This is a genomic window from bacterium (assembly GCA_013360215.1).
Classification (GTDB): domain Bacteria; phylum CLD3; class CLD3; order SB21; family SB21; genus JABWCP01.
Genome location: JABWCP010000001.1, coordinates 39294 through 49616, shown reverse-complemented (window position 1 = coordinate 49616; position 10323 = coordinate 39294). Strand labels below are relative to the sequence as shown.

The window sequence follows — 10323 nt, the reverse complement described above, 5'->3', positions numbered from 1 at the left end:
GCGGCGGGTTACGGTTCGATTTTATGAATGGCGTTATCTTTGAACTGCAAAAGATGGACGGATGTATTGACGCGACGACCTTTGTCAAAACGTATTTGGTTATGAACGCCTTCGTACGTGATACCGTTTTGCAGCTCGTTTTGTACTTCATCGGGCAGTTGAGCGCCTCTTTCGATAATCATCCCTAAAACGCCGACGATATCATATCCGTAGAATGCTTCCGGTGTAGGACGTTTTTTTGTCACCGCGGTGTAGTTTTTGATAAACTGTTTGGTCGGTCCGGCATCAGGGTTGGAGTAAAACTCTCCGACGAAAATACATCCGTTGACGTATTTATTTTGCCGACGCAGTTCATCAAGAGCATTCCAGTGATCACCGCCGAGCCATTTTGTTTGGATATTATAATACGCGATTTGCGGGGCTATATATTTTATTTCGTCGTCATAAATCGGCATGAATAGCGCATCAATTCCGCGCGAAGGCATATTATAATCGCTGGAGGATTCGGTAGTCGTGGTGTCCTCGGGGAATATCATTTTGTAAAGAGAATCAATCTGACGAAAATTCAGGTTAGCCGTTATGCGGTAGTCCAGCCCGGGGCGTGCTTCCTCAATCTGTCCGAGTTTGCGAAGACGCAGGAGTTGCGATTTAAAATCCTGCGTATTATCAAAATACGATTCCGATGCAATAATGCGGCCGCCCAATTGTGTGATGCGATCCGCAAACGCTTTCGTGGATGTGGCACCGTACACGTCATTGGGAGAGAGAATGGCAAACGTCCGGTGGCCTGCTTTTTTTATCGCGTATTCGGCTAAAGCGGCGGCCCTGGATTCGATATCAATATTGGCCTGATAGACAAAGCGACCGATGCCGGTAATGCCCGTTTGCGAAGCAGTTGGTGAAATGATCGGTATTTGTGCGTTCTCGCAGACGACGGAAGCCGCGCTCATGGCGTCGCTTTCCAAAGGGCCTATGATCACGCTGATGCTTCCTTCGCGGCATAAGGCTTGCGCCGCTAACACACTTTGTAACACATCCGAGCGATCATCATAGGTGACGATTTCCAATGGTGTACTGTGTGTCGTATTGTATTCGCGCACGGCCAGTTCGATACCCGATTTAAGCGCAAGGCCGGCTTCGGCATTGGTACCGCTGAGCGAAGTGATGAGCCCGATCCGAACGGGGCCGTCTTCTTTGTTTTGATTGCGGCGAAGCACTTGTTGCGCATTTTTATAATAAATGCTGCGCGGATTTTCTCTCAAAAACACATCCATTGCGCGCGATGCGCGGGTGTAGCGCTGTTGGGCGGCTAACTTGGTCGCGTACAGAATTTGCAATTTTTCTTTGATGGGCGAGGAAGGAACCGATCGGGTTAATTCTTTGAGTTGGGCAGTACTCAGGCGCACTTCGGCTAAACGTGCGATCAACGAATCGGCGCGCAATCCTGCGTCAGTTTTACCGGATGCCAAAGGCAATAGCGTCTGTATCGCTTCGAGTGAGCGATGCATAGCGTCCAAAGCTTCCGCTTTGGTAAATACAAACTCCGTCGCATAAGGTGATTGAGAGGAAAAACCGGCACTGTATTGATTTATAAGTTGAAGCGCTTTACGCGGGTTATCCAAACGGAGATAGGTGCGTGTTAATAAAATTTGTGCGGCCGGTGTGGCAGGTTTGTCGGGATATTGTGCAAGATACGACGAAAGTTTATCGCGGCTTTCCGCCCAGTTCTTATTTTGGTAGCTTTGCATTGCAAGAGTAAACGCAATTTCGGACGGTTCTTGCGCGTACCCCGCAATCGAGCCGTATGCCAGGCCTAGGGATAAGCTCAGACATAGAGAGGATTTTCGGGCGTAATACCTTAAAATAAGAAGTACAGTCATGGTCAAATTGTGTGCAACGTGATTGGTATGATCGGGCTTAATATAGAATAATTACCGTGTGCGTTCAATCCAATAATACATTCGAAAGAAATTGATTTTACATATGTGAATCTCTATATTGCGCGCGTTTTAAGAAATACTTAAAAGGAAATATGAGTACAGAGAAAATCAGAAATTTTTGCATTGTGGCACACATTGACCACGGTAAGTCAACTTTGGCCGATCGCCTTTTGGAGTATACTAAAACCATATCCAAACGCGATATGGAAGCGCAGGTCCTGGATAACATGGATCTGGAAAAAGAACGCGGCATTACGATCAAAGCGCACGCCATACGTATGGAGTACAAAGCACGCAACGGGCAAACGTATGTACTCAATCTGATTGACACCCCGGGGCATGTGGACTTTACTTATGAAGTGTCCCGCAGCTTGGCCGCATGCGAAGGGGCCATACTTGTGGTGGATGCTTCCCAGGGTATCGAAGCGCAGACGATCAGTAATCTGTATCTTGCCATTGATGCCGGATTGCAAATCGTTCCTGTCGTAAATAAAATTGATTTGCCGAGCGCACAACCGGAAGAAACATGCAAAGAGATTATTGATCTGATCGGTTGCAAACGTGAAGATATTGTTTTAGCCAGCGCCAAAGCGGGTATCGGTATCGAAGATATTCTTGAAAAAGTCGTAGAGAGTATTCCCGCCCCGGTAGGCGATCCGACCAAACCATTGCAAGCGTTGATTTTCGATTCGGTGTTCGATCCTTTTCGCGGAGCCATCGCCTATGTACGTGTGTTTCAAGGCGAACTGGTCACCGGTACTCATATGAAGTTTTTCAGCAACGACTGCCGGTATGATGCCGATGAAATCGGTTACCTCCGGATGGACAAAATCAAAGCGGATAAAATTTCTGTCGGTGAAGTAGGATATGTCGTCGGCAACGTGCGTGAGATCACGCACATCCGCGTGGGCGATACGGTCACCGATGCCGGAAATCCCGCGCCGGCGGCTCTAGAGGGATACAAAGATATCAAGCCTATGGTGTTTAGCGGTATTTATCCTACCGTAAGCGAAGATTTTGAAGAACTGCGGACTTCTTTGGAAAAACTCAAACTCAATGATTCGTCGCTGATCTACGAGCCGGAGTCGTCCACGGCTTTGGGTTTTGGTTTCCGTTGCGGTTTCTTGGGTCTTTTGCATATGGAGATTGTGCAAGAACGCCTGCAGCGCGAATTTAACATCAGCATGATCACGACGGTACCCAGCGTGCGTTATCAAGTGTATAAAACGAACGGGGAAGTGATCGAAGTGTCCAATCCTTCGATGATGCCGTCACCAGGAATTATTGATCACATCGAAGAGCCGTATATCAAAGCACAAATCATCACACCGACGGAATATATCGGGAATATCATGAGTGTCGCGATGGAACGCCGGGGTGTGTACCGTAATACCAATTATATTTCTCCGACCCGCGTGGATCTTACGTTTGAGTTTCCTTTGGCCGAAATCGTATTCGATTTTTATGATAAACTAAAATCCTGTACCAAAGGATATGCCTCGTTTGATTACGAATACATAGGATATAAAGAAGGCGAGTTGGTTAAATTAGATATTCTGATCAACAGCGATCCGGTGGATGCATTTTCCGGTATCATTCACCGTGATAAAGCTTACGAGTTTGGACGCAAAATGTGCGAAAAACTCAAGGAGTTGATCCCACGCCAAATGTTTGAAGTGGTGATTCAGGCGGCGATCGGCAGTAAAATCATTGCACGCGACCAGATACGCGCAATGCGTAAAGATGTGACCGCCAAGTGTTACGGCGGTGATATTTCCCGTAAACGCAAACTGCTCGAGCGTCAGAAAGAAGGTAAAAAACGTATGAAACAAGTCGGGAAAGTGGAAATTCCTCAAGAAGCGTTTCTTGCCGTTCTAAAAATCGGTGATGAATAATCCGCAATTTATTCGATCATACAACGCGTTCATACTATGAGTAATGTAACGGCGCGTACGGCGATCATCGTATATATGACGGCATCGTCGGACGCAGAGGCAAAGCATATAGCCGATGCGCTTATCACAGAGCAGTTGGCGGCGTGTTGTAATATTTGTCCCGGGATTCGATCGATATATATGTGGGAAGGGAAACTTTGCGACGAAAAGGAAGTTTTGCTTTTAATTAAATCGTTTGAAGATTGTTTCGACGCGTTAGCCAAAAAAATAAAATCACTGCACAGCTACAAGGTTCCTGAGATTATAGCCGTTCCTCTGACGAAAGGCGATGAAGCCTATCTGCGATGGATGGAGGAAGTTGTTCCTTCTAAGCCGTAGCGGCTACGGTTGTCGAGGCCGAAACTATTTGTGTGCCGATGTGATCCGCTGACTCGTACGTATCCACAGCCTTTAGTGATTTATCAGCCAAGTATCCGCACAAACCTTTCAGAAATTCCAAAGAAATCCGTTGCTCCGGCGTGTTGGCTTTAATATCCAAAAGCGCATTGGCCGAAATATTGAGGTAATGTTGTACGCGGGCATGCACGACTTTGAAAATGGAAAAACTTTTCATCATACGAATCAACGCAGCACGTTGCTCGGGCTGTGTGGCGCGTACCATTTGCAACACTTCTTGTTTTTGATTGAGGGGCACCGCACGCAGTAACTCGATCACCGGCATGCCGATATAACCGTGAGAAAGATCATCATCGGTTAATTCCGAAGCGCCGGTCATATCTTCCATGTCGTCAATGATCTGATAGGCCATACCGAGGTTCATCCCGTAAATACTGAGCTGACGAATGCGCACCGGATCATCGGTGCTCAGGCGAATACCGAGAGAAGTGGCCAAAGCAAAAACCGTTGCGGTTTTGTTCTCAATAATCTGAACGTACTCAGACGTACTGATCTGCAAATTGTTCAGAAGTTTTTTGGATAAAATTTCACTTCGTGTCATACGTTTGATCGTATCAAGAAAAGCGCTGACAAGGGGCGTGGGTAATTTTTCGACGATCGTATGCAAAACTTCGGCCAGCAGGTAATCGCCGGTTAAGATCGAATTGAGATTTCCGATATGTTTGCGTGCGGTCAGTTTATCGCGACGCATGGTGGTATCGTCAAGCACGTCGTCGTGAAATAATGATGCTAAGTGGAGCAATTCGAGAGCGGCCGCGCCGTAAGCGAGATGTAGCGCGGGGCGGTCACCGAGTTGTGCGGAAGCCGCAATGACCATCGGCCGAAGGCGTTTGCCGCCCTGATGATGGGTTTTGAGGATATCCTTAAATTCAGCGCTACCCGTATTTTCAAAAACTTCGTGGATGACCGCGTCGGTTTCTTGTAAAAAGCTTTGTATCCACGGTTCACGTTCGATGATATTCATACGATACCTTTATGTGTTATGCGCCTTTTTTCCACGCTATGGGTATGGTTTTTAATTGGTTGATGCTGATGGACTCGCCATGAATAAAACGTTCCAGCAGGGTATTGATGCTTTCGGAGACCATAAGCATATTTTCGATACGCTTGAGAAAAATCTGCGCCTGTTTGCGTTCTCCGTTTTTCATAGCGGGAATGGCCGTGCGAAGCAATACGGCGCTGCGACGCATCGTTTCCAACGCCGGTTCGAGTTCGCGTCGTTTTCGCTCGCGCACAAACCGGGTCATGATTTTACCCGTATCTTCATCCAATTCGTAATAATCTTTACGGTCGCCTTGAACCCTTACCTTGCGGATAACGCCCCACGTTTTAAGCGCGCGTATATTCATACTGGCATTACCGCGGCTGATTTGTAGGCGTTCGCACATATCGTCCAACGTGAGCGGTTTATCGCTGGCAAAAAGTAATGCATACAGTTGCCCCATTACTTTATTGATGCCCCAAAAGGTGCTGATCTCACCCCACGTTGCCGTAAACAGTTCTTGCGATTTGTGCAGCGCTTTATGCATGTTTTGTTAGTTTTAAACTTTCAAAAATAATTGAAACTTCGCCAAAGTACACTTCCGAAAGCCCATTGTCAAGCGCAATGGTAATCGCAGGGATTGAATTTTTATACCCTTGAACAGAGTAGGGCGATTGAGTAATATTAAAACACGATTTTATATGAAAAGCATGTTATGCCATCTCCAAAGACACACGAATATTATATCCGGCAGACGCTGAAACTGGCGCGTAAAGGCGTAGGTAAAACCAAAACAAACCCGCTCGTTGGCGCCATTTTGGTGCGCCATAACCCGGACGGCGATGAAATTATCGGACGAGGTTATCATACGGGGTACGGGAAGCCGCACGCCGAAGTTGAAGCCGTACGTGATGCGCGGCGTCGCGGGGTGACCGATTTTAAAAATGCTACATTATATGTTAACCTGGAACCCTGCTGTCATACGGGAAAAACACCGCCGTGCACGTCTTTGATCTTACAAGAAAAAATTCCACATGTCGTATTTGGTATCAAAGATCCGTTTCCGGCTGTGGCAGGGAAAGGTGCCGCGCTTTTAAAGAAAAACGGAGTTCGCGTGGAGTGGGGCATAGCCGAGAGTGAATGCCGTATTGAAAATCGGTTTTTTTTGAAGCACGTGGAAACAGGTTTGCCGTGGATCACTATAAAAACGGCACAGACTTTGGACGGAAAAACGGCCGATGGTTTCGGTGCTTCCAAGTGGATAACCAATGAAAAATCCCGACGCGAAGTGCACCGCTTACGTGCAGGGCACGATGCGATTTTGGTCGGTGCACAGACCGTGATGACGGACGATCCGCAACTCACGGTACGCGGCGTTCGCGGGTCTTCGCCGCGTCGCGTCATCGTGGATGGCCGGCTGCGCTCACCGTTGACAGCGCGGGTGTTCACTGATGCCGGCGCTTCGGAAACCATTGTCATTACGGCTTTTGGAGCGAACAAACGCAAAAAAAAGCAGTTGGCATCTTTGGGCGTAACGGTCGTTGAAATGTCTTCCGTGCGAAGTCGGATAACCATGCGTCCTGTATTTAGAACGCTTCTGCGGAAATTTCAAATCGCGTCGGTATTCGTCGAAGGCGGAGCGGATATCCATGGACAGATTTTAGATGCGGGATTGTGCGATGAAATACATATTTTTACGGCCGCTAAAATTTTGGGACATGGGAAATCATCTTTTGAAGGCCTACCCGTCAAACGTATTAATAATGCTGTTGTTTTAACCGAGCCCCGGGTTAGGATATTGGACTCGGATATTTGGATCAGTGCACGGTGGCAGCGATGATGACGATGGAAAATATAATCACGGCGAGTTTGTGGGGCTTAGGTATTGGTTTTATCAATTCCATTCCATTCGGTCCGATCAATATGACTATCGTAGATCAAAGTTTTCGCCGCGGCTTTCAGCCGGCCATGATGATCGGCTTGGGCGCACTGGTTGTGGATATCGGTTATTGCGTCATTGGTGTTTTCGGTATGTCTGCTTTACAACAATCATTGGCCGATGTGTTACAGCCGGCCGGCATGCCGGTGCTCGTTTTTTTGGGATATCGTCTGATCATCACACGTCATAACGGCATCGCATATCACGAACGTACCGAGTTTTCAGCCGGACTATTGATGAAAAATTTTATTAATGGATGCATAATGTATTTATGCAATCCGCTGGCTATCGGCTTTTGGATTGCGGCTGCGGGTTTTATGTACGCCTATCAATTTTTACACACGTCCTTTCAGTCTCAAATGGCATTTGTTGCCGGTATGGCCATCGGCACGACTGCGTGGTTTTTTCTTCTTGCCGAGTGGGTTGCCGTACGCCGTCAGACGATGAAGGAAACGACGATCCGACGTATAGCCGTAATCACCGGTTGGGTATTGATCGTGTCTGGTTTTATATTGGGTTGGCGGTACGTGTCGTATAAAGGATGGATCGCGTGATAAAAATCGAAGTGATGTTTTTTGATTTGGATGGGACGTTAGTGGATTCACTCGATGATATCGGCGCGTCTGTCAATCATACATTAACAACGTTGGGATATAGCGCATTACCTAAAGAAAAACTGCGTCGCTTTGTCGGTGACGGCATGCAAACCTTACTTGTGCGTGCCTTATCTGAATTTGAGAAACCGGATAACGATCGGTTGATGACGGCCGTATCCATTTATCGGGCGCACCACGACGAGCATTGTCTTGATTTTGTTCGCACGTACGACGGAGTCCTTGATGTATTGACTCATTTTAATCACTGTCGTAAGTTTGTGATTAGTAATAAAGCGGAAGTGTTTACTCGGAAAATTATTCATGGCCTTGGATTGTCCCGGTATTTTGAAGAGGTATATGGCGGGGATTCGTTTGCAAATAAGAAACCGCATCCGCAGGCTATTCAAGCCATCTTAGAAAAAACCGGCGTACATCCCGATCGGGCAATGATCATCGGCGATGGTCCGCAAGATATCGAAGCGGGGCGTCGCGCAAGGATTTATACATGCGCCGTTCGTTATGGATTTCATACCGTTGCACCGGAAGGTGCGGATTTTTATATTGATCAGATAATTCAGATCAAAGAGCTTGTAGTATGATACAAACGTATTACGCATTTAATCATAGCTAAGCGGATTTTATGGAAACTAAAGAATTACTCCGCAATGTGCGGCGTATCGAAATTAAAACACGCGGATTGGTCAATAATGTTTTTAGTGGTGAATACCATTCGGTTTTCAAAGGGCGCGGAATGTCTTTTTCAGAAGTGCGCGAATATCAGTTCGGCGATGAAATCCGTTTTATCGATTGGAATGTCTCGGCGCGGTTGGATAAACCTTACCTCAAAATATTTGAAGAAGAGCGTGAGCAGACGCTAATGATCATTTTTGACGCCAGCGCATCAGGGGATTTTGGTACGAATAAGCAGACCAAAAGGGAACTGATGATCGAAATGGCGGCGGTAGTGGCATTTAGCGCGATCAAAAATAATGATAAAGTTGGCTTAATGATTTATACGGAAGAAGTTGAAAAATTTATTCCGCCGAAAAAAGGCCGTTCTCATGTGTTGCGTCTGATCCGCGAGCTGATCGCGTTTGCGCCTAAAGCACGCGGTACACGCATTGCGGCTCCGCTGGAGTTGACATCGCACATTCTCAAACGCCGCAGTATCGTTTTTGTAATCAGCGATTTTCTCGATCAGGGCTTTGATACCTCCTTGCGTACCTTAGCTAAAAAGCACGACGTGATCGGTCTTCGGGTCGCCGATCAGCGCGAGCACAATTGGCCTCAGGTCGGCCTGGTGACACTGGAAGACGAAGAGACCGGAGCGTTGATTGATATCGACACAGCGGATCAACAGTTCCATGCGATATTACGTCAGCGCGTTGATGCCGAAGAAAACAGATTGAAGGAAATTTTCAAACGCAGTCGCGTTGATCTGATCAATATTTTTACGGGTAGTGATTATGCCGAAGCGCTGATTTCTTTTTTCAGAAAACGAGAGAAAAGGCATTGAAACTTATTGACATAATGATTTATCTTTATTAGATTTACAAAGTTATTAACACGATTTGAATACTCACAGGTTCATCATCATAAAGCGGCGAGGTATATTGTGGACGCAGTTTACTCCAGAGTAAAAGACTTACGAGAAAAAGTTGAAACCATTCTGTTGAAAAAAATTGAATGGCGTGTTTTGTTTTCTGTTGACGGTAAACGCAATGTGGCCGATATCGCAGAAAAACTGGATCGCGATGCAACGTTGGTCGAAGAAATTTTACAAAAACTATCTGCTGAAAAATTGATATCCGGCGGTGCTCCTGCTCCGGCGGCTAAACCGGCGAAAGAGAAAGCGCCGTCGAAGAAAGCCGTCAAAGAAGAAGTGCCTAAAGCGAAAGCGGAACCGAAGCCGGAACCTAAAGCAGAACCGAAACCGGAGCCGAAAATTGAAAAAGCACCGGAACCCAAGCCTGTGCCTAAAAAAGAAGAAACCGACATTTTGGGTTCAATGGATTCGCCTAAGGTCGAACCCAAACCGGAACCCAAAGTAGAAAAAGCGGCGCCCAAACCGGTAGCTCCGGCCGCTTCTGCGTCGGCCGGCGGTCGAAAGATACTTGTCGTGGATGACAGTATCGTGATTCAAAAAATGGTTGAGATCGCGTTGGAGAATGATAATTACAATCTGACGTCGGCCATGAAAGGCGAAGATGCGATCAACAAAGCTAAAGAGATGCAGCCCAGTCTGATTCTTCTGGATATGATGTTGCCTGATATGACCGGTGTTGAAGTGATGAAAGCGTTGCGTGAATCAGGCGGATATTTTGCCACGGTGCCGATCGTCGTGTTGAGCGGTAAAGACAGTCCACAAGACAAAGACGCTGCGATCAGCAACGGCGCGACGGATTTCCTCAATAAGCCGTTCCATGATGAAGACTTGCTTGCCAAAGTACACGAATATCTCGGTAAATAAACGCCATAGCATCGCGTAAATCGTAAAAACCCTAAACGTGTTTTA

At 46.8% G+C, this 10323-nt stretch carries 10 protein-coding genes; 7 read left to right on the top strand and 3 right to left on the bottom strand.

The window, feature by feature from the left end:
• Positions 1–8: 8 nt before the first annotated feature.
• Positions 9–1880: a penicillin-binding protein activator gene (locus tag HUU58_00245; protein NUN44083.1), complete on the bottom strand. Its 1872-nt coding sequence runs from the start codon at positions 1878–1880 to the stop codon at positions 9–11.
• A gap of 152 nt (positions 1881–2032) precedes the next feature.
• Between HUU58_00245 and lepA the strand changes: the two genes are divergently transcribed.
• Positions 2033–3835, top strand: coding sequence for an elongation factor 4 (gene lepA / locus HUU58_00240; GenBank protein NUN44082.1), 1803 nt, complete (start codon positions 2033–2035; stop codon positions 3833–3835).
• A 36-nt stretch (positions 3836–3871) separates the two neighbouring features.
• Positions 3872–4213: a divalent-cation tolerance protein CutA gene (locus HUU58_00235; protein ID NUN44081.1), complete on the top strand. Its 342-nt coding sequence runs from the start codon at positions 3872–3874 to the stop codon at positions 4211–4213.
• Here the strand turns inward: HUU58_00235 and HUU58_00230 are convergent.
• Positions 4203–5255, bottom strand: coding sequence for a polyprenyl synthetase family protein (locus HUU58_00230; protein NUN44080.1), 1053 nt, complete (start codon positions 5253–5255; stop codon positions 4203–4205). The two genes, HUU58_00235 and HUU58_00230, sit on opposite strands and share 11 nt — an antisense overlap.
• A gap of 16 nt (positions 5256–5271) precedes the next feature.
• Positions 5272–5820 (bottom strand): HTH domain-containing protein, encoded by a 549-nt coding sequence (locus tag HUU58_00225; protein NUN44079.1) that lies wholly within the window; start codon positions 5818–5820, stop codon positions 5272–5274.
• Between the two features lie 168 nt (positions 5821–5988).
• Here HUU58_00225 and ribD point away from each other — a divergent pair, with 168 nt between their 5' ends.
• From ribD to HUU58_00200, 5 genes are all read left to right on the top strand, one after another.
• Positions 5989–7113 carry a bifunctional diaminohydroxyphosphoribosylaminopyrimidine deaminase/5-amino-6-(5-phosphoribosylamino)uracil reductase RibD gene (gene ribD, locus HUU58_00220; GenBank protein ID NUN44078.1) on the top strand — a complete coding sequence of 375 codons (1125 nt, stop codon included), beginning with the start codon at positions 5989–5991 and terminating at the stop codon, positions 7111–7113.
• Positions 7110–7766 (top strand): LysE family transporter, encoded by a 657-nt coding sequence (locus tag HUU58_00215; GenBank protein NUN44077.1) that lies wholly within the window; start codon positions 7110–7112, stop codon positions 7764–7766. Before ribD ends, HUU58_00215 begins: the two co-directional genes overlap by 4 nt.
• The gene (locus HUU58_00210; GenBank protein NUN44076.1) at positions 7763–8407 is read left to right on the top strand and encodes an HAD-IA family hydrolase; all 645 of its coding nucleotides are present in this window, start codon (positions 7763–7765) and stop codon (positions 8405–8407) included. The genes HUU58_00215 and HUU58_00210 overlap by 4 nt, the downstream gene beginning before the upstream one ends.
• A 41-nt stretch (positions 8408–8448) precedes the next feature.
• Positions 8449–9324: a DUF58 domain-containing protein gene (locus HUU58_00205; GenBank protein ID NUN44075.1), complete on the top strand. Its 876-nt coding sequence runs from the start codon at positions 8449–8451 to the stop codon at positions 9322–9324.
• 99 nt (positions 9325–9423) lie between these two features.
• On the top strand, positions 9424–10278 hold the full coding sequence (locus HUU58_00200; protein NUN44074.1) for a response regulator: 855 nt from the start codon (positions 9424–9426) through the stop codon (positions 10276–10278).
• Positions 10279–10323 lie beyond the last annotated feature (45 nt).